Genomic DNA, 19,893 nt, shown 5'->3' with positions numbered 1-19,893 from the left:
GGTTCCAGTCCGATTGGCGAATGGCCGATCGCGGGCATTTCGAACCGAGATACCGGCGTGACGACCGCCGCTATGACCGCACCATCGCCGTGCGGGAGTATCGTGGTCGCGGCAGAAATGGCTGGGGGCAATCCTATGGCGATGACGGGTTCCCATCCGAGGCCTATGGCGGCACGTATTTCGGTGGCCTGTCCGCCTGGACCGACCCCGGCAACGGCACCTATTTCAGCTCGGAGCGCAATGGCTACGGCTACTATTCCGACGATACGGGAATGAACTATCCCGCAGCACGTCCCAAGATCATCCACGTGACCCCATCGACCGCCGGGCGCGCCTGCTCCTGGGAATCCGGCGTCTGCGTCATCCGCCGCTGACGGACGGGGCAAACCGCCAGACCGTGGTCTTCTTGACCTCGCTGTCCTCCAGCGCCCGGGTGACCGGCACCTGATAGGTCGACAGCATTTCCATCCGGTCGCGCGGGCAATAGGCGCGGCCGGGATCGCCGACGAGGACATCGGCACCGTCCTCGGCAAGGGCGGTCAACCAGGGAACGATCCTGTCGGCAAATGCCTTGTCATAAAAGACGTCGCCGGCAAGATAGACGTCCGCGTCCCGCCCGGCGCCGATGATATCGACCGCCGCCGATGAGACGTCGACGCCGTTGAGCGCAGCGTTCAGCCGGATGGCGGTTTCGGTCCAGGGGTCGATATCGACGGCCAGCACCGAGGCAGCCCCCGCCTTCATCGCCGCGATCGCCACCAGGCCTGAGCCGGAAGCGAAATCGATCACCCGCTTGCCGGAAACCAGCCCGGGATGATCGAGAATGTAGCGCGCCAGCCCCTGTCCGCCTGCCCAGGCAAAAGCCCAGAACGGCGGCGGCAAGCCGATTTCCTCCAACTCTTCCTCCGTCTTCAGCCACAGATCATGGGCTTCGCTGGCCAGATGCAGCCGGATTTCCGGCACATGCGGCGGCGTCATGATATCGGTATTGGCACGGATGAAGGTTTCGGGATCGGTTTTCATCGGGTGGTCTGGATTCCGGTTGGTTGCGCCGGGTACTATCCGGCGGCGTCCGCTAAGTGAGAGCCCCTCACCCTAACCCTCTCCCCGCAAGCAGGGAGAGGGGACGACGGAGGTCGCCGCTAGTCCCTTCTCCCCGTCAAACGGGGAGAAGGTGCCCGAAGGGCGGATGAGGGGCATTATTAAAGGTGAAACACATCACCGCGGCGGATTATCCAGTCCGCCAAGCCGGCAGATTTCCAGGTATTCTTCTTCGGTAACCGGCTGCACCGACAGCCGCATCGACGTGACCAGGGCCATCGTCTCGAATTTCGGATTGGCCTTGATGTCCTTTAGCGACACCGGGTTGGGCAGGTCGCAGACCGCGCGGATATCGACGCAGTCCCAGCGGGCATCACCATCAGCAGTCGAATCCGGATGCGACAGTGCGCAGACTTCGGTGATCCCGACGATCTCCAGCCCCTCGTTCGAGTGGTAGAAGAAGCCCTTGTCGCCGATCTGCATGGCCCGCATGTTGTTGCGCGCCAGATAATTGCGCACGCCGGTCCATTCGGTTCCCTTGGCGCCCGCATCCTTCTGCATCGCCCAGGACCATTTGAACGGCTCGGACTTGTAAAGCCAGTAACCCACGCTCAAGCCTCCGGCTTGTTGAAGACCCAGTTCCAGGGCTTGATATCGACATTGGCGAACAGGCCGGCCTTGGCATAGGGATCGGCGCTGGCGATGGTCCGCGCGTCCTCGATCGTTTCCGCCTTGATCACCACCAGGCTGCCGTTCGGCTTGCCTGCATCGTCAAGGAACGGACCGGCAAAGGCCAATGTGCCCTTGGCATTGAGATCGTTCAGAAACTCTACATGCGCAGGACGGGCGTCCATCCGCACCTGCAGGGCATTCGGCTTGTCGGTGCACAGAACGGCAAACAGCATCGTATTCTCCTTGAGTGATTATTCCTGCGTGATCGGGCGCGACATCAGCTGTTCCAGCGCCGTTTTCACATCCATCTTTCCATCGATGATCGCAGCCACCGCCTCGGTCACCGGCATATCGACGCTGAGCTTTCTGGCAACATCGGCAGCGACCGAGGCTGCAAACGCGCCTTCGACCAGTTCGCCCGAATGCCCCTTGGCGCTGCCGCTCTGGCCAAGCGCAATGCCGTAACGCAAATTGCGAGACTGGTGGCTGGTCGCCGTCAGCACCAGATCGCCAAGACCCGACAGGCCGCGCACCGTATCGGCCTCGCCGCCGCGCGCCGCGACGAAGCGCGACATTTCGGCCAGTCCGCGCGAAATCAGCGCCGCCCGGGCCGAATCGCCAAGGCCGGCACCCTCGACGATGCCGCACGCGATCGCCAGCACATTCTTCAATGCGCCGCCCAGCTGGACGCCGATACGGTCGGCGGAGGGATAGAGACGGAACGTCGCGCCCGACAGCGCCTCGGCAAGATCCGCCGCGCGCTCGATGCTTCCGGCCGCAATGACCATGGCCGTCGGCAGGCCCTTGGCGATATCGGCGGCGAAACCCGGCCCGGACAGCACCGCGACATTCTGCAGATGCAATTCTTCCTCAACGACATCGGTGAGCAGACGCCCGCTGGCGCGCTCCATGCCCTTGGCGCAGATCACCACGTCCGCACCCTTGCCGATAAACCCGTTAAGGGATCGAGCCGCTTCGCGCTGCGCCTGCGACGGCATGGCGAACAGAACGATGCCGGCCCCTTCAAGCACTGCCGGATCGTCGGAAACATCAAGCGTTTCCGGCAGGTCGATGCCCGGCAGGGCGCTGTCGTTGCGGCCGGTTTCCTTGAAATCCTCGACGATGCTTTCGCGGCGGGTCAGCAGCGTCACCGGCACCTTGCCGGATGCGGCTGCAACAGCAGCCAGCGCCGTTCCGAACGCGCCGGAACCAACGACGACAATACGATCCGTCCACACCGCGTCTGCCATCACGCCTTCGCTCCCCGTTTGCCGAACCCGATCAGGGCCTTCGCATCTTGATCCAGCGGCCAGCGCGAACGCGGCGCTACATCCAGATCATCCGCAGGCAATCCCGCCGCCATCCGTTCGGCACCTGCCCAGGCAATCATCGCCGCATTGTCTGTGCACAGTTGCAAGGGCGGCGCGATGAAACGGAAGCCGTTCTTGTCGCAGAGTTCCTGCAGCGTTGCCCGCAGCACCTGATTGGCTGCAACACCGCCGGCAACCACCAGCGCCGGATGCTCGACAGTGCCGGAAAATTGCGCCTTGAACCGGGCAAGCCCCCGGCCGATGCGATCCTTCAGCGTGCGCGAAATCGCCTTCTGGAAGGAGGCGCAGATATCGGCAATATCCTGCTCGCTCACCGGTGCTATCGACTGGGCTGCCTGGCGAACGGCCGTCTTCAGACCGGAAAATGAAAAATCGAGGCGGGCTTCGCCGACCAGCGGACGCGGAAAGGAAAACCGGTCCGGGTTGCCGCTTTTTGCCGCATACTCGACGGCCGGACCGCCCGGATAGGGAAGGCCCAACAGCTTCGCCGTCTTGTCGAAGGCTTCGCCCAGTGCATCGTCGATGGTGGTGCCCCAGCGCTCGTAGACGCCGACATCCTTCACAAGGATGAGCTGCGTGTGGCCGCCGGAAACGAGCAGCATCAGGTAGGGAAAGGCGAGCCCGTCAGTCAGCCGCGCCGTCAGCGCGTGGCCTTCCAGATGATTGACGGCATAGAGCGGTTTTCCAGAGGCGCGCGCCAATGCCTTGCCGGTCATCAGCCCGACAAGCAGGCCGCCGATCAGACCCGGGCCGCTGGTGGCGGCGATCGCATCGATATCCGACAGTGTCACGCCGGCGCGCAAAAGCGCCTCCTCGATCAGCGTATCGAGCGCCTCGACATGGGCACGCGCGGCGATCTCGGGCACCACGCCGCCATAGGCGCTGTGCTCTTCCAATTGGCTCAAAACCACATCGCCAAGGATCTCGCCATGACCGTTTTCATCGCGCACGACGACCGAAGCGGCGGTCTCGTCGCAGCTTGTTTCGATACCAAGGATACGCAGGCGGGCGGACATGGGCAGTTTACTCGAATATTGCGGTCGCGGGGAAAGGCGGATACACGGAACTCCGGTAACAACGGATCGCAGTGGATGCAAACAAAACCTTTCCGGATCGGCACGCGGGGCAGTCCCCTGGCGCTGGCGCAGGCCCATGAAACGCGGGACCGGCTGATGGCCGTGCATGGCCTGCCGTCCGAAATGTTCGAGATCGTCGTGCTGTCGACCATGGGCGACCGGATCACCGACCGCTCGCTGGCGGCGATCGGCGGCAAGGGTCTTTTTACCCAGGAACTGGAGGATATGCTTATCTCCGGCGGGTTGGATTTTGCCGTGCATTCCTCCAAGGACATGCCGACCAAGCTGCCGGCCGGCCTGTTCCTTTCCGCCTATCTGCCGCGCGAGGACGCCCGCGACGCGTTTGTCGGCCGTACCGCCGCGAAACTCCTGGACCTGCCGCCAGGCGCCACCATCGGCTCTTCGTCGCTGCGCCGCCAGGCGCTGATCAAGCGTCTGCGCCCGGATATCAACGTCATCACCTATCGCGGCCTGGTCGATACAAGGCTGAGAAAACTGGCGGAAGGGCAGGTTGATGCGACGCTTCTGGCATTCGCCGGCCTGAAGCGTTTGGGCAAGGACAATGTGCCGACCGAACTGCTTGATCCGGAGATATTTCCACCGGCGCCGGCGCAGGGCGCGATCTGTATCGAAAGCCGCATCGGCGACGGCAAGGTCAATGCGCTGCTCGAAGCGGTCAATGATCGCAGAACCCATGAAGCCGTGACCTGCGAACGGGCGTTTCTCGCAACGCTCGACGGCTCCTGCCGCACGCCGATCGCCGGCTACGCCGTCTCCGATGGCAACACGATCCGCTTTTCCGGCATGGTCCTGACCCCGGACGGCAGCGAGTCTTTTCGCGTGAGCACCGAAGGCAAGGCATCCGATGCCGAACAGCTCGGCGCAAAAGCCGGTGACGATATCCGCATCGATGCGGGACCGGATTTCTTTTCGAGCTGGACCTGAGCCATGCCTGTCCCCTTGCGCGTTCTTGTCACCCGGCCGCAACCTTCGGCGGCGGCAACGGCGGCAAGGCTCGAAGCGATGGGGCACGTGGCCGTGCTTCTGCCGGTCATGGAAGCCGTCCATCAGCCGCAGGCCGCGTTGGAGGCGCTTGCCCATCCCCACAGCGCCATTGCGGTGACCAGCGCCGAGGCCTTTCGCGCCCTTGCGTCCGAAAAGGCCGAGCTTGCGCCGTATCTGCAAACACCCGTCTACTGCGTCGGGCCGGCAACCGCGCAGGCGGCGCGGCAAATGGGCTTCCGAACGGTTATCTCCGGCAGCGGCACCGGGGTGTCCCTGGCCAGGATCGTCACAGCCGCATCGGCAAACCTCGCCGGCGGCCTTGTTTATCTTGCCGGCTCGCCGCGCTCGCCTGCTTTCGAGGCCGGTTTGCGGGCAGCGGGCATCGCTTGCCGCACGGCCGAAACCTACCGGATGTCCGCCATCGCCTATGCGCCCGAAACCGTCGAACGGCTGCTTCGCCCGCCCATCCCGGACGTGGCCCTGTTCTATTCGCACGAAACAGCACGGCATTTCTTCGCCCTGCTTTCCCCTAAGGCAGCAGGCGCGCTTTCCGGTATCCGGCTGATCTGCCTGAGCGAGCATGTCGCAAACGCCATACCCTCGGGCTTCGGTCCGGTCGCCATTGCCACGGAGCCCTCCGAAGAGGCGCTTCTCGCCCTGCTCTGACAGTTTCGGCAAGGAGCAACGGCGCCTGCTCACTGCAACGGGCAGGCAAGGAATTGTCGCTTGGGGGCTTTCCCTATCCCTGCCGCATGTCTAGGTTTAATACCAAGTCTCGATGATAGAGACTTGGTATAAGACAGTACGTCACGTTCATGCGATAACGGAAAGAGATCATCATGGGACCGGAAAAACCTCCGCGCCGCTCGAAATCCGATCAGGAGCCGTTGACGATCGACCTGGAAGCCAACACGGCGGCAGCCGAAGGCGCGGACAGAACCGATGCCGCCGCTGAACGCGAAGCGGTTGTCAACGAGGCGGCTGAAATCCGCGCCGGCGAAGCCGATGAAACCGTGCGCGCCGACATTCCCGAGCCGGCCGACATTCCGGAACAAGACAATGATGCGCCCGAGGCCGATGAAGAGGACGCGCGCGCCGAGGCTGCAGCGGCAGCCTTTGCCGAAGAGCCGACCTCGGCCGCAACAGCGGCGGAACACCCGGCCCGGCCGTTCCATGCCGAACCGCGCCGCGTGTCCAATTCAGGCGCCCTTGCCGCCGGCATCCTCGGTGGGTTGATCACGCTTGTCGGCGCCGGCGGCCTGCAATATGCTGGCGTCATGCCCTCGCTTGGTCCGGGCGGTGGCAACACGGCCATCGAGCAGAGCCTTGCCAGCGATATCGAAGCCCTCAAGGCCCAGCTTGCCGCAGCACCCGTTCCGCAGGCGGCCGCCGATCTCGGCACGCTTGAGGCCCGTATCGCCGCGCTTGAAAAGACGGCCGCTGAAGCCGGAAACGGCGCGGCCGCCGATGTTTCGGGACTCGATGCCCGGATTGCCAACCTGACCGGCGAGATCGCCACGCTGAAATCGGCGCTGGCCGATGCGCAGCAATCCACCGAGACGGCGAAATCCGAGCTTTCGACCCGGCTTGATGCCGCAGAAAAGAAAATCGACGAACCGGCGAGCGACGTTCAGCTGGCCCGCGCCGTGGCCGTCACCGCGCTGAAGACGGCGATTGACCGCGGCGGACCGTTCCTTGCCGAACTGGACGCGCTGAAGAGCATCGCCGCGAGCGACCCGGCCGTTACCGGTCTCGCCGAAGATGCCAAGACCGGCATCGCGCCCCGCGCCGATCTGGTGCGCGATTTCCCGGCGGTTGCCGATGCGATGCTGGAGGCAACGCAGCACAGCGATCCCAATCAGGGAATTTTCTCTCGTCTCATGGACAGCGCCTCCTTAGCTATCCGCATCCGCCCCGTCGGCAGCGTCGAGGGCGAAGGCCCTGAAGCCGTCGTCGCCCGCATCGAGGACAAGCTGACCAATGGCGACTTGAAGGGCGCGAGCCTCGAATGGGCCGCCTTGCCGGAGCCCGCAAAGGCAGCCGGTACCGATTTCAAGACGAAGCTCGACCAACGTATCCGCGTCGAGGGTCTGATCGGCGCCACCGTTGCCGGTGCCATGACGGCCAACCAGGGCTAAGGAGGAGTTCATGATCCGTATTCTGTTCTATGTCCTCATCGTTCTGGCGCTTGGTGCCGGCTTTGCTTGGCTGGCCGACCGTCCCGGCGAACTGTCGCTGATCTGGCAGGGCCAACGCATCGAGATGAGCCTGATGGTGGCGGCAACCCTGCTTGCCTCGCTGATCGCGGCCGTTCTGATTGTCGTGTGGTTCCTCCGTGTCGTCTGGCTTTCCCCCCATTCGATCTCGCGTTATTTCCGCGCCCGCAAGCGCGACCGGGGCTATCAGGCGCTCTCCACCGGTCTGATTGCCGCCGGGGCCGGCGACAGTGCGCTTGCCCGCAAGATGACCGCCCGCACCCATGGGTTCCTGAGTTCCGACCAGGAGCCGCTGATCCACCTGCTTGAAGCGCAGACGGCGCTGATCGAGGGCAAATACGACGACGCCCGCAAGAAATTCGAGCTGATGGCCGACGATCCGGAAACCCGAGAACTCGGCCTGCGCGGCCTTTATCTCGAAGCCAAGCGGCTGGGCGCCAACGAAGCGGCCCGCCAATATGCCGAGCGCGCCGCCGACAAGGCGCCGCACCTGCCCTGGGCAACGCTGGCGGCATTGGACTATCGCAGCCAGACCGGCCAGTGGGATGAAGCGATCCGCCTCCTCGACCAGAGCCGCACGGCACATGTCATCGAGCGTAAGGAAGCCGACCGCAAGAAGGCCGTGCTTTTGACCGCCCGCGCCGCCGAAAAGCTGGAAGCCGATCCGAAGGGCGCCCGTGACGATGCGTCGGCGGCGCTGAAGCTTGCCGAAGGCCTGATACCCGCCGGACTGGTCGCCGCGAAGGCGCTGTTTCGCGAGGACAATCTGCGCAAGGCGGCCGCCATCCTGGAAAAGCTCTGGAAACAGGACCCGCATCCGGAAGTCGCCAGGCTCTATGTCCGCGCTCGCAGCGGCGATTCGGCCGCCGACCGGTTGAAGCGCGCCAATAAGCTGGAGGCGTTGAGACCCAACAACCCCGTGGCGCTCGCCGCCGTTGCCGAAAGTGCGCTCGAAGCGCGCCAACTGCCGCTTGCCCGCTCCAAGGCGGAGGCCGCCGCCCGCATCCAGCCGAATGAGGGCGTCTTTCTGCTGCTCGCCGATATCGAGGAAGCCGATACCGGCGATGACGGCCGTATCCGCCACTGGATGAACCAGGCGCTGAAAAGCCCGCGCGATCCGGCCTGGACCGCCGACGGTGTGACAGCGCCGGAATGGCTGCCGGTCTCGCCGGTCAGCGGCCGCCTCGACGCCTTTGAATGGAAGCAGCCGATCGCCCAGATTGCCGGGCCGGTCGAGGAAGGCACGCCCGACGCCGCAGACGCTGCGATTCGCAGCCTGCCGCCGGTTGCGGTGGTCCATCCGCGTCAAGAGCCGCAGCCTGAACGAGCCGCAACACCGTTCAAGACCAGTCCTGTGATCGAAGCCGGAGACACAGCGCCGGAAACGGTCAGGACCATCGCCGTGCCGGCGCCGAGCGAATCGGTGATCGTGCCGCAGACGGTGAAAGTCGAGCGCCAGCCGCCGACAACAAGGACGGCCCCAGCCAAACCTGCTGAAGGCAAAAAAGAGGACAATGTCGTCGAACCCTTCTTCGGCCGTCCGCCTGATGATCCCGGTGTTCGCGATGACAACAACAAGTCATTGGAAAAGACGACATTTCGCCTTTTTTGAAAAGAAACCCAAATTTTTTTGACGGAAAAGCATGTTTGAACGTTTTCGAACTTTCCTCGATAATCTGACCGGCAGCGGGCCGTCGGCGATAGAGCCGGGCGACCGCCGGATCGCCATCATGGCGCTCTGCATCCAGGTGATGGAGGCCGACGGCGAAATCCACGAGAAGGAGCGTAAAAAGGTGCGCTCGATGATCAAGGATCACTACAAGCTGGACGATGCGGCACTCGACGCGCTGATCGCCGCGGGCGAAACCGCCGAAAGCCAGGCCATCGACTTCTTCCGCTTCACCTCCGACATCAAACGGCATTTTTCCGAGGAGCAGCGGATAGACCTCGTCGGCATGCTGTGGGAGATTGTCTATGCCGATGGCAAGCGCAGCGAGATGGAAGACCACGTGATCTGGCGGATCGCCGATCTGCTCGGCGTTTCCGGCAGGGACAGGATCATCAAGCGGCAGGAGGTGGCCGCCAAGCTGGACATCGTGGAGGAGACCACCGCGCAACAGGAAAAGTGAAATGCTTTTCGACGACCGCACGTTCTATGGGCGCAACACCGGCAAGCCGGTCCTGATCATCCTGCATCAGGAACACTCCAGCCCCGGCCGTGTCGGACACCTGCTGCTGGAAAAGGGGTTCAGCCTCGATATCCGCCGCCCGGTGCTCGGCGACCCCCTGCCCGCCACGCTGGATGGGCATGCCGGCGCCGTCGTTTTCGGCGGGCCGATGAGCGCCAATGACGAAGAGGACTATGTCCGCCGCGAAATCGACTGGCTCTCCGTCCCTTTGACCGAAAACAAGCCTTTCCTCGGCATCTGCCTCGGTGCCCAGATGCTGGTCCGCCATCTCGGCGGCGTGGTCGCTCCGCACCATGAAGGGCAGGCGGAAATCGGCTGGTATCCGTTGCACGCCACCGAAAAAGGCCGCGCCCTGATGGAATGGCCGTCGATGGTCTACCAGTTTCACCGCGAAGGTTTTGACCTGCCTGCGGGCGCCGAACTGCTCGCCTCCGGCAGTATCTATCCCAACCAGGCCTTCCGCTATGGCGACAATGCCTGGGGCATCCAGTTTCATGGCGAACTGACGCGGGTAATGATGCATCGCTGGGTCGTGCATGGCGCGCACCGGTTCGAACTGCCCGGTGCGCAACTCGGCCGCGCCCATCTGGAAGGCCGCATGGACCACGACGCGCCGCTGCGCGCCTGGATGGACCGGTTTCTCACCCATGTCTTCCAGCGGCAGGCAGAGAAGATCAGCGCTTGAGCAACTGAATGCTCCCTGTTTCCCTCTCAAGGGGACCGTTGCAAATCGCTGAGATGTGATCCCCTGCCTGTGTTGGCACCGCAGTCCAAATGGGCTGGCGGCGCAGAGGCAGGTTCACCGGCGACCAACACAAGGATGCGCCAGGGTTATGCAACGATCCCCTCTGGGAAGAAGAGGAAACCGTCGCTCCCCGACCGTATCAGTTCTTGCTCATGGCGGCGAGCCACTCGTCGATCCAGGCCTTGCGGTTGGCGGCAACTTCGTCGGACGACATCAAAAATGTCTTTTCCGGCGTCACCAGCTTGCTAAACGCCTCCGGCAGCGGCTCCTTGACGGCGGCGACCGGCATCATCCAGTTGGTTGTCGGGATGATCGATTGGAACTCAGGCCCCGTGACGAAGGCAAGAAATTCCTTGGCCAGCGCCGGGTCCTTGGCAGCCTTCGTCATGCCGGCCACTTCGATCTGGATGTAATGACCTTCCGAGAAGGCTGCCGCCTGATAGCGGTCGGTCCCTTCGGCGACCATGTGATAGGCCGGTGAGGTCGTGTAGGACAGCACCATCGGCGCCTCGCCCTTGGTGAACAGGCCGTAGGCTTCCGACCAGCCGGGGGTGACGGTCAGCACACGATCCTTGAGCTTTGCCCAGGCGGCGGCGGCCTCGTCGCCATAAACCGACTTCACCCACAAAAGCAGGCCGAGCCCCGGCGTCGAGGTGCGCGGATCCTCGATGACGATCTTCTGGTTCGCATCGCCCTCGACCAGTTCCTTCAGGCTCTTCGGCGGCTCCTTCATCACCTGCGTGTCGTAGATCACGGCAAAATGGCCGTAGTCATAGGGAACGAACGTATCGTCGCTGAAACCACCGGGAACCTTGACGGCCGAGGTATCGATACCGTGCGGCGCAAAGAAGCCGGTCGCCTTGGCTTCGGAAACGAGATTGGTATCGAGGCCAAGCACGATATCGGCCTTGGAGGACGCGCCTTCAAGCTTCAGCCGGGTCAGGAGCTCGACGCCATCGGCGACGCTGACATAGGAAACCTTGCAGCCGCAGGTTTTCTCGAACGCTTCCGCGACCTTGGCGCCGGGCCCCCATTCGCTGGTGAAGCTTTCATAGGTGTAGACCGTCAGCACCTTGTCTTCGGCAGAAGTGGAAAACGGCGTGGCGAGGGCAGCGAATACCGCGATGAATGGAATGATTGCCTTGCGCATCCGCGCCTCCTTTATAAATCCAAAATTGGGAAGAGGGCGCTCAATTGTGCCGTCTAATCCCTCCGCCGGTACAAGCCGGATCAGGTTCTTCGGGTTGGCTTGACAAAGCCTCTCAGCCGAACGTCCCAAGGAACGAACGGCACCCCGTTAGAGCAGGAGGAGGTTTAGACCCGGGCGAAATGCTTGGCAAGTGGTCGGTGGCAAGGGGTGGGTTAATCCCCTCACGCCGCCGGCTTTTGCGGCAGCCGCACGGCCTTCAGGCTGATGGCCGAGATCAGCGCGATCAGCGAAATGCCGCCGGCCGTCAGAAACAGCGGCATGAAGGCGGCGGTATAGCTTTGCGCGACCAGCTGGCGCGTCGCTTCCGGCAGCATCGACAGCACCAGCGGCGTCAGTTTCTCGACATCGGCGACACCCGGGATCGCTGTCGTCCCGCGGGCGAGGCCTGCCGCGATGATGGCGCCGTAGATCGAGATGGCGATCGAGGCGCCGCCCATGCGCGACAGGGTGACGGCACCGGTGGCGGCACCGACATCGCCGCGCGACGCAATGTTCTGGACGGCGATGATCGGTACCTGCTGGCCAAAGCCGATGCCGATGCCATGCAGCGCCATGACGGCGCAGATGACAAGAAGCGGCGTGCCGGGCTGGATCTGCGAGAAGATCGTCAGTGCCAGCACCGTCAGGCTGGCGCTGACGATCGCAAACGGCTTGTAGCGGCCCGAGTGCGAAATCAGCCGCCCCGCCGTCAGCGAGCCACAGACGATGCCGCCGGTCAGCATGATGAACAGCAGCCCGGCGAGCGACGGCGTCAGCCCGGTCGTCGTTTGCAGGAACAGCGCGAAATAATTGACCATGCCGATGCCGACGGCGCCGCTCGCCAGCGAAATCACCAGCATCAGGCTGAAAGTCGGATTGGCAAACAGTGTCAAGGGCACGATCGGTTCGGGCGCCCGCCGCTCGACAAAGACCCAGGCTGCCGCGCAAACCACGCCGAGCGTAACGATCGCCAGGCTGCCGAGCGAAAACAACGAGCCGAACAGTTCGGCGCCATCGCCCAGGAGCACGGCGCAGGTGACCGTACCGGCCAGAAGCATCGCTCCGGCATAATCGATCGCCGGACGGCGCGTCGGACGGCGATAGGGCAGGAAGATGAACAGGCCGGCAAGCACCGCGATGCCGATCGGAATGTTGATGAGAAAGATCGAACGCCAGCCGAACAGGTCGCTCATCGTGCCGCCGAGCACCGGACCAACGGCGCCGGACGCCATCAGCACGAGGCTGGAATAGCTTTGGTACTTCGCCCGCTCGCGTGGCTCGAACAGATCGGCATTGATGGAGAAGATCGACACCATGATGCCTCCGCCACCCAGCCCCTGCAGCACGCGGGCGGCAATCAGCGTGTTCATCGAGACGGCGAGCCCACAGGCGATCGACCCCAGCGTGAAGATCGTTACCGCCGCGATCATCACATATTTGCGACCGAACAGGTCGCCGAGCTTGCCGTAGAGCGGCATGACGGCGCAGGTGGCAAGCAGATAGGCCGAGCCGATCCAGCCGAAGCGTTCCATCTGGCCGAACTCGCCGACGATGGTCGGCAGCGCGGTCGCAACGATCTGGTTGTCGAGCGTCGCCATGAACAGCGCCGTCATCAGGAAGAAGAAAAGGGTCAGGCGAAGCGCGGGGCTCGATACGAGCGGCGCCGGTGTGACATGCATGTCCATCAGAGATATCCGGTTGCTTTCGGCAATTTATGTGCTCTTAGCATATAATTGTCAACAGCACATTTATGCGCAACGCATATTCATGCTTTATGAAACCGGCTCGTTTTGCTAGGATGAGGCATGGATCACGCATCTTCCACATTGGACAACACCACAGAAACCGGGGAACCGGAGGCCAGCCGCGCCTTGATCGCTCAATCGATGGGCCGCTGGCGGACGATGGTCGGCAGACGGGTGCTCGCCCGCCTGGTCATCAGCAATGTCGCGCCGAGCCTTGAAATCACCCATCTCGACGTCCTCGAGGCCGTCCGGCGGGCTAGGCCGGAGGGCGAGGTAACGGTCGGCACCATTGCCGAAATGATGCGGATCGACCCCTCGCGCGCCAGCCGCATCGTCGGCGAAATGGTGACGCGCGGCGCACTCAGGCGCGAAGCCTCGCAGGCCGACGCCCGCCGCATCGTCGTCGTGATGACCGAGCTTGGCCAGCAGCTGGTGGCCGAGATACAGGCGGTCAAGCGCGGCGTCATCGAAAGCGTGCTGACGGAATGGCCGGAAGAGGACGTGACCGCCTTTTCCCACCTCTTCGACAGGTTCGTCACATCGTTCGAACGGGTCTGCAGCACCCGCGAGAAGGACAATACGGATTGACGAGGTCAACTTCCTCTTCTCGCCAGCGGGGGAAGAGGAAGATAGCGTGACGGCCGCCAAGCCATAAGCAAATACACGCCTGCCCCTTCCCCTTGCGCCCCTGTTTACGCTATGGCCTTGCGCCATGAGCAAACAGGCTTTTGTAATCTTGATGGGCGGCCCGCTGACGCCGACGGACAGGCTCGCCGCCCAGCTGGCCGGCGCCCGCGTCATTGCGGCCGATGGCGGCATGCGCCATGCCAAGGTGCTGGGCCTCAAGCCGGAACTCTGGGTCGGCGATTTCGATTCCACGCCGGAAACCCTGATCGCCGAATGGCCAGATGTCATCCGCGAGCCATACCCCTCCGCCAAGAACGAGACCGACGGCGAGATTGCCGTTGCCGGCGCCTTGGCACGCGGCGCCCAAAAACTCATTTTGGCCGGCGCGCTTAGCGGTGAACGCAGCGACCATGCCTTCATGCACCTGCTCTATGCGGCCAAGCTCGCCGAAGACGGCATCGACATGCTCCTCACCTCCGGCGAAGAGGAAGCCTATCCGCTTCTGCCGGGCACCTTTAAGATCGGCCTGCCGAAGGGCAGCCTGTTTTCCATCCTCGGGCTCGATACGCTGACCGGTCTTTCGATCGAAGGCGCCCGTTATCCGCTCAAGGATTTCCATCTGCCGTTCGGCTCCTCGCGCACTGTTTCCAATGTCGCCGAAGGCACCGTCCGCTTCACCCTTTCCTCCGGCCGGGCGCTGATTCTTGCCCGTCCTCAAGACTTTTCGGGAGCCTGACCATGGCGCCACCCATTCTGAAACTCGACGATATCTTCCTGTCCTTCGGGGGCACGCCGCTCTTGGCCGGCGCCAACCTGCAGGTGGAACCGGGCGACCGCATCTGCCTCGTCGGCCGCAACGGTTCGGGCAAATCGACCCTGATGAAGATGGCGGCCGGCCTTGCCGAACCGCAGACCGGCGAAATCTTCCGCCATCCCTCCGTCACCATCCGATACCTGCACCAGGCGCCGGATTTCGACGGCTTCGACAGCGTGCGCGCCTATGCCGAAGCGGGCCTTGGGCCCAGCGACGATCCCTACCGCGTCGCCTATCTTCTGGAACATCTCGGACTGACCGGCGACGAGGATCCCGCCCAGCTGTCCGGCGGCGAAGCCCGCCGCGCAGCGCTGGCCCGCGTCATGGCACCGGAGCCGGATATCCTTTTGCTCGACGAGCCGACCAACCATCTTGACCTCCCCACCATCGAATGGCTGGAAGGCGAGCTGATCAAAAGCCGCTCGGCCCTCGTCGTCATTTCCCATGACCGGCGCTTTCTCGAAAAGGTCTCCAATTCCACCGTCTGGCTCGATCGCGGCCAGTCGCGCCGCTTGAACCAGGGCTTTGGCTTCTTCGAGGCCTGGCGCGACAAGGTGCTGGAAGAAGAAGAGATCGAACAGCACAAGCTCGGCAAGGAAATCGAACGCGAGGAACACTGGCTGCGCTATGGCGTGACGGCAAGGCGCAAGCGCAACATGCGCCGCCTCGGGGCGCTGCAGGACCTGCGCGCCAAACACCGCGGCCATTCCGGGCCGCAAGGCTCGGTCCAGGCGACTGTCTCGGATGCCCGCGAATCCGGCAAGCTGGTGATCGAGGCAGATCAGATCACCAAGACCTATGGCGGCCGCAGTATCGTCGCGCCGTTCTCGATCCGCGTCCATCGCGGCGATTGCATCGGTCTCGTTGGCCCGAACGGTGCCGGCAAGACCACCCTCCTGAAGATGCTGACCGGCCAGATCAAGCCCGACAGCGGCTGGGTCAAGCTTGGCACGAACCTCGAAATCGCCACGCTTGACCAGCGCCGCGAGGACTTGAACCTTGAGGACACGCTGGCGCATTACCTCACCGACGGCCGCGGCGAAAACCTGCTCGTCAACGGCGAACAGCGCCATGTCACCGGCTATATGAAGGAATTCCTGTTTCAGCCCGAACAGGCGAGAACCCCGATCAAGAACCTGTCGGGCGGCGAGCGCGCCCGCCTGATGCTCGCCCGCATCCTGTCGCGGCCGACCAACCTGCTCATCCTCGACGAACCGACCAACGACCTCGACATCGAGACGCTGGACCTTTTGCAGGAAATCGTCGCCGGCTTCTCCGGCACCGTCATCCTCGTCTCCCACGACCGCGACTTCCTCGACCGCACCGTCACCTCGACCATCGCGCCGGCCAACCCGGACGCGCCGGACGGCCGCTGGATCGAATATGCCGGCGGCTATTCCGACATGATGGCGCAGCGCAAGGGCGTCGCCGACGACAAGAAGCGCGCGGAAAAAGCCGAAAAAGCCAAATCCGCCACCGGCAGCGACTCCTCATCCTCTGCGCCAAAGACCGGCAAGGGCAAGCTTTCCTTCAAACAGAAATTCGCACTCGAGAACCTGCCGAAGGACATGGAAAAGGCCGAACTTGAAATCGCCAAGCGCGAAAAGGAAATGGCCGACCCCAACCTGTTTTCGAAGAACCCAACCCGGTTCTCGGCGCTCGCCGCCGAGCTCGAAAAACTTCGCGCTTCGATCACCAGGATGGAAGAGGAATGGCTCGAACTGGAGATGCTGCGGGAAGAGATCGAGGGGTAGGACAATCGTCGACTGCGCCGCCGGAATTATTAAACACCCAGACGATCGCGCGCCACGGTAAGCCGTATCGATAGGCCCTCGGGCTTCCACACGCGGACGATCTCGCCGCCCAATTGGTTTCGCACCGTCGCCTTGCCAAGCAGCGTGCCGAACCCGTCTCCATCGGCCTGCCGGTCGACCGGCGGCCCATCGCGCTCGGTCCATGTCAGGATAAAGCGGTCCTCCTCCTCGCGGCAGGAGATACTGAGCACGCCTTCGGCCACGGACAACGCTCCGTATTTGGCGGCGTTCGTCGCAAACTCATGCAACAGCAATGCAAAGCTCGTAACGGCTGCACCGCCGATGGGAATATCCGGACCGGTGACAACGGCACGAGGCTGGGGACTGTCCAAGCCGGTATGATAGGGCGCCAGGATCGTTTCGATCAATCGATGCAGCGTCGTGCTCTGCTCGGTTCTCCCGCTCGCTTCGCAGGTCGATGGAACCGTCAATGCGTGGGCTTGCGCCAGCGCGTTCAGCCGGTCCCGAACAGTCGAGGCCAGTTCTGCCGGCGTGCCTGCCGAGCGGGCGCTAAGGGAGACGACGCTGCTCGCCAGTGCGAACAGATTTTTGACACGGTGGTCCATTTCCCGGATGAGAAGGTGCTGCAGCTCCTCTGCGCGCTTGCGCTCGGTGATATCACGCGCGATCTTCGAAGCGCCGATAACCCTGCCGTCACGGCTTCTGATCGGAGACACCGACAGGGAAATCTCGACGAGGGTCCCGTCCTTGCGCCGCCGGATGGTCTCGTAGTGGTCGATGCGTTCGCCGCGGCGAATGCGGGCGAGGATGTCCGGTTCCTCGTTGTGCCGATCCAGTGGAATCAAGATGGTTATAGGCTTGCCGATGATTTCAGCTGCGGTATAGCCGAACAGATGCTCCGCACCACGATTCCAGCTGATGATCGTGCCCTTGAGATCCTTGGCAATAATCGCATCGTCCGAGGATTCGACGATGGCCGAAAACCGTTGTGCCGTCTCATTGACGATTGTTCGTTCCGTGAGGTCGACCAGCATATTGACGGCGCCGGTGAGATTGCCGGCTTCGTCAAAGAGCGGTGTTGGAAATGCCAGGAAAGGAATACGCGTGCCATCGGGGCGTTCGGCAACCGCTTCCAATCCTCTTTTGGCGCGCCCTTCCTTCAGGACTGTGGCCATTGGGCATTCGTCGTGAGGCAAAGGCGTGCCATCGGGCCAATACAGCTTCCACGATCCCCAGAATTCGCTCCTGCCGATCTCCGGTCGAACGCCCCACGTTTCGACGGCAGCGCTGTTGTAGAACGTTATCCGGCCCCTCGCATCCGTCATATAGATCGGCTCGGGAAGGGCCTCGAGAATGCGTTGGACGCTCAAATCCACAGCAGAAGACGGCTTCTGCCCGTTGTAGGAAAGCGGTTTTTCGATGCCTGCGGTATCACCATCCGCTGGACCAAGCGAAAGGGAACTCATCCGTCTCTCCGTTAGTGCCGTGACAGGCTGTGTGCGGCCGGAAATTCATTCACAAAGACATGGGATGATAATCTTTCCGCAAGCGCATGTATATCGTTAACGTGGTCGCCGGGCACGGGCATGCGTCACTCCCCTTTGCCTGAGGCGGCAGCTTTCAGCGCCCCTTCCAACGCGCTGTTTTCCAACACGGCGTCCGTTTCAGCGAGATGGGCGCCGCATATTGATTCGCGCGCGGACAGGCGCTATTGAATGTTCTCGTGGTGATTTGGCCGGCCGGCTTGCAGCCACGTTAAATAAGTCGCTAAAGGGCCGTGCGTGCGCAAGCAAGCGGGGCCGGTTGCGATTTGTCGTTGCCGGTTTTTTTGTGCCGGCCAGTCCGAAGCCCGCTTGTTCGTAGACCCGAGTGTTGCCCATGCCCATCAAGATTCCCGATACGCTGCCCGCCTTCGAAACCCTCGTCAAAGAGGGTGTGCGGGTGATGACCGAAACCGCGGCGATCCGCCAGGACATCCGGCCGCTGCAGATCGGCCTGCTCAATCTCATGCCGAACAAGATCAAGACCGAGGTGCAGATGGCGCGCCTTGTCGGCGCGACGCCGCTGCAGGTCGAGTTCTCTCTCATCCGGCTCGGCGGCCACAAGGCCAAGAACACGCCGGAAGAGCATCTGCTCGCATTCTACGAGACCTGGGAAGAGGTGAAGCACCGCAAATTCGACGGCCTGATCATCACCGGCGCGCCGGTGGAGACGCTCGACTATGAAGACGTCACCTATTGGAAAGAGATGCAGCAGATTCTCGACTGGACCCATACCAACGTCCATTCGACGCTGAACATCTGCTGGGGCGCGATGGCGGCGATCTATCATTTCCATGGCGTGCCGAAATATACGTTGAAGGAAAAGGCCTTCGGCGTCTATCGCCACCACAATCTCAACCCGTCCTCACCCTATCTCAGCGGCTTCTCGGACGATTTCCAGATCCCGGTGTCGCGCTGGACAGAAGTGCGCCGCGCCGACATCGAGAAAAGGCCCGCGCTGGAGATCCTGATGGAATCCGACGAGATGGGCGTCTGCTTCGTGCACGAGAAGGCTGGCAACCGGCTCTATGTCTTCAACCATGTCGAATATGACTCGACCTCGCTGTCGGACGAATATTTCCGCGATGTCGATGCCGGCGTGCCGATCAAGATGCCGCACAACCATTTCCCCCACAACGACCCGTCGCTGACGCCGCAGAACCGCTGGCGTAGCCACGCACACCTGTTGTTCGGCAACTGGATCAACGATATCTACCAGACGACATCCTTTGATCTCGCCGATATCGGGAAGGACAGACGCTGACCGCACCCCTTACCATCCGCCCCATCGAACCCGGCGACGAGCAAGACTGGCGCCGGCTGTGGAAGGCCTATCTCGCCTTCTACGAAACCACGTTGCCGGACGACATCTACGCGCTGACCTTTTCGCGTCTTTTGAGCGGTGCTGCGAATGAATATGCGGGATTTCTCGCCGTTCTCGACGGCAGGCCGGTGGGCCTTGCGCATTTTCTTTTTCACCGGTCCTGCTGGCACAGCAATTCCATCTGCTACCTGCAGGACCTGTTCGCCGATCCGGATGTGCGCGGACAGGGCATCGGCCGCGCGCTGATCGAAGCCGTCTATGCCAGGGCGAACGCGGAAAAGGCCGGGGAAGTCTACTGGATGACCCAGGACTTCAACGCCAATGCCCGCACGCTTTACGACCGGATCGCTGAAAAGACACCCTTCATCATCTACCAGAAGACGTTTTGAACAGGCCCTATGTTCACAGCGCAGACGGCACGACACCAGCGCCTGCCAATCGACCGTGAATTGTATGACTTTTCGGTTGCCGCCTTCAGCGAAATGACGCAGTTTGCCGCCTACAGCGCCGCGCGTCATTCACGCCGCGCAAAGGTCGCCGTAGCACTTTAAATTTGCTGCATAATTTTTCCTTAAGCCGAGCCGGTTTAGAGAATTGTGCAGC

Annotated in this window: 20 protein-coding genes and 2 riboswitches; of the genes, 12 read left to right on the top strand and 8 right to left on the bottom strand. The window is 62.7% G+C overall.

What is annotated here, in order from left to right; genetic code table 11:
- Positions 1 to 20: 20 nt before the first annotated feature.
- On the top strand, positions 21 to 374 hold the full coding sequence (locus tag AC1D17_RS19120; RefSeq protein ID WP_477566915.1) for a hypothetical protein: 354 nt from the start codon (positions 21 to 23) through the stop codon (positions 372 to 374).
- On the opposite strand, the gene AC1D17_RS19115 is transcribed toward AC1D17_RS19120, so the two are convergent.
- The 5 genes from AC1D17_RS19115 to tsaD form a co-directional block, all read right to left on the bottom strand.
- Positions 361 to 1,023: a class I SAM-dependent methyltransferase gene (locus AC1D17_RS19115; protein ID WP_477566914.1), complete on the bottom strand. Its 663-nt coding sequence runs from the start codon at positions 1,021 to 1,023 to the stop codon at positions 361 to 363. The genes AC1D17_RS19120 and AC1D17_RS19115 overlap by 14 nt on opposite strands.
- Positions 1,024 to 1,218: 195 nt before the next feature.
- On the bottom strand, positions 1,219 to 1,650 hold the full coding sequence (locus tag AC1D17_RS19110; protein ID WP_264219697.1) for an EVE domain-containing protein: 432 nt from the start codon (positions 1,648 to 1,650) through the stop codon (positions 1,219 to 1,221).
- 2 nt (positions 1,651 to 1,652) lie between these two features.
- Entirely contained in the window at positions 1,653 to 1,946 is a 294-nt protein-coding gene (locus AC1D17_RS19105; protein WP_477566913.1) for a YciI-like protein, read from the bottom strand.
- An 18-nt stretch (positions 1,947 to 1,964) separates the two neighbouring features.
- Positions 1,965 to 2,963 (bottom strand): NAD(P)H-dependent glycerol-3-phosphate dehydrogenase, encoded by a 999-nt coding sequence (locus tag AC1D17_RS19100; protein WP_477566912.1) that lies wholly within the window; start codon positions 2,961 to 2,963, stop codon positions 1,965 to 1,967.
- On the bottom strand, positions 2,963 to 4,060 hold the full coding sequence (gene tsaD / locus AC1D17_RS19095; protein ID WP_477566911.1) for a tRNA (adenosine(37)-N6)-threonylcarbamoyltransferase complex transferase subunit TsaD: 1,098 nt from the start codon (positions 4,058 to 4,060) through the stop codon (positions 2,963 to 2,965). The genes AC1D17_RS19100 and tsaD overlap by 1 nt, the downstream gene beginning before the upstream one ends.
- 75 nt (positions 4,061 to 4,135) lie before the next feature.
- Here tsaD and hemC point away from each other — a divergent pair, with 75 nt between their 5' ends.
- From hemC to AC1D17_RS19065, 6 genes are all read left to right on the top strand, one after another.
- Positions 4,136 to 5,065, top strand: a complete 930-nt coding sequence (gene hemC / locus AC1D17_RS19090) for a hydroxymethylbilane synthase (protein WP_477566910.1) — start codon at positions 4,136 to 4,138, stop codon at positions 5,063 to 5,065.
- Positions 5,066 to 5,068: 3 nt separating this feature from the next.
- Positions 5,069 to 5,791, top strand: coding sequence for a uroporphyrinogen-III synthase (locus AC1D17_RS19085; RefSeq protein WP_477566909.1), 723 nt, complete (start codon positions 5,069 to 5,071; stop codon positions 5,789 to 5,791).
- A gap of 173 nt (positions 5,792 to 5,964) precedes the next feature.
- Positions 5,965 to 7,263 carry a COG4223 family protein gene (locus AC1D17_RS19080; RefSeq protein WP_477566908.1) on the top strand — a complete coding sequence of 433 codons (1,299 nt, stop codon included), beginning with the start codon at positions 5,965 to 5,967 and terminating at the stop codon, positions 7,261 to 7,263.
- Positions 7,264 to 7,273: 10 nt separating this feature from the next.
- Complete coding sequence (locus AC1D17_RS19075) at positions 7,274 to 8,953, top strand: heme biosynthesis HemY N-terminal domain-containing protein (protein ID WP_477566907.1); 1,680 nt, start codon at positions 7,274 to 7,276, stop codon at positions 8,951 to 8,953.
- Between the two features lie 31 nt (positions 8,954 to 8,984).
- On the top strand, positions 8,985 to 9,470 hold the full coding sequence (locus tag AC1D17_RS19070) for a tellurite resistance TerB family protein (RefSeq protein WP_477566906.1): 486 nt from the start codon (positions 8,985 to 8,987) through the stop codon (positions 9,468 to 9,470).
- A 1-nt stretch (position 9,471) separates the two neighbouring features.
- Positions 9,472 to 10,215: a glutamine amidotransferase gene (locus AC1D17_RS19065; protein ID WP_477566905.1), complete on the top strand. Its 744-nt coding sequence runs from the start codon at positions 9,472 to 9,474 to the stop codon at positions 10,213 to 10,215.
- A gap of 199 nt (positions 10,216 to 10,414) precedes the next feature.
- On the opposite strand, the gene thiB is transcribed toward AC1D17_RS19065, so the two are convergent.
- Both thiB and AC1D17_RS19055 read right to left on the bottom strand, forming a co-directional pair.
- A complete protein-coding gene (gene thiB, locus AC1D17_RS19060; protein WP_477566904.1) occupies positions 10,415 to 11,425 on the bottom strand; it encodes a thiamine ABC transporter substrate binding subunit in 1,011 nt (336 codons plus the stop codon).
- A 40-nt stretch (positions 11,426 to 11,465) separates the two neighbouring features.
- Positions 11,466 to 11,582: riboswitch (TPP riboswitch) on the bottom strand.
- A gap of 64 nt (positions 11,583 to 11,646) precedes the next feature.
- A complete protein-coding gene (locus AC1D17_RS19055; protein WP_477566903.1) occupies positions 11,647 to 13,149 on the bottom strand; it encodes an MDR family MFS transporter in 1,503 nt (500 codons plus the stop codon).
- 120 nt (positions 13,150 to 13,269) lie between these two features.
- Between AC1D17_RS19055 and AC1D17_RS19050 the strand changes: the two genes are divergently transcribed.
- The 3 genes from AC1D17_RS19050 (at position 13,270) to AC1D17_RS19040 (ending at position 16,404) form a co-directional block, all read left to right on the top strand.
- Positions 13,270 to 13,797, top strand: coding sequence for a MarR family winged helix-turn-helix transcriptional regulator (locus AC1D17_RS19050; RefSeq protein ID WP_477566902.1), 528 nt, complete (start codon positions 13,270 to 13,272; stop codon positions 13,795 to 13,797).
- Positions 13,798 to 13,921: 124 nt separating this feature from the next.
- A complete protein-coding gene (locus tag AC1D17_RS19045; protein WP_477566901.1) occupies positions 13,922 to 14,572 on the top strand; it encodes a thiamine diphosphokinase in 651 nt (216 codons plus the stop codon).
- Between the two features lie 2 nt (positions 14,573 to 14,574).
- Complete coding sequence (locus AC1D17_RS19040) at positions 14,575 to 16,404, top strand: ABC-F family ATP-binding cassette domain-containing protein (protein WP_477566900.1); 1,830 nt, start codon at positions 14,575 to 14,577, stop codon at positions 16,402 to 16,404.
- Between the two features lie 29 nt (positions 16,405 to 16,433).
- On the opposite strand, the gene AC1D17_RS19035 is transcribed toward AC1D17_RS19040, so the two are convergent.
- Positions 16,434 to 17,891: a PAS domain S-box protein gene (locus AC1D17_RS19035; RefSeq protein WP_477566899.1), complete on the bottom strand. Its 1,458-nt coding sequence runs from the start codon at positions 17,889 to 17,891 to the stop codon at positions 16,434 to 16,436.
- A 247-nt stretch (positions 17,892 to 18,138) separates the two neighbouring features.
- Positions 18,139 to 18,216: riboswitch (SAM riboswitch) on the top strand.
- Positions 18,217 to 18,303: 87 nt separating this feature from the next.
- Between AC1D17_RS19035 and metA the strand changes: the two genes are divergently transcribed.
- Positions 18,304 to 19,230 carry a homoserine O-acetyltransferase MetA gene (gene metA / locus AC1D17_RS19030; RefSeq protein ID WP_477566898.1) on the top strand — a complete coding sequence of 309 codons (927 nt, stop codon included), beginning with the start codon at positions 18,304 to 18,306 and terminating at the stop codon, positions 19,228 to 19,230.
- Positions 19,227 to 19,679, top strand: a complete 453-nt coding sequence (locus AC1D17_RS19025; RefSeq protein ID WP_477566939.1) for an N-acetyltransferase family protein — start codon at positions 19,227 to 19,229, stop codon at positions 19,677 to 19,679. Before metA ends, AC1D17_RS19025 begins: the two co-directional genes overlap by 4 nt.
- The last annotated feature ends 214 nt before the right edge of the window (positions 19,680 to 19,893 follow it).

This window comes from Pararhizobium sp. P1_E7 (assembly GCF_056405855.1).
This window is presented reverse-complemented; position numbering and strand designations above follow the sequence as displayed.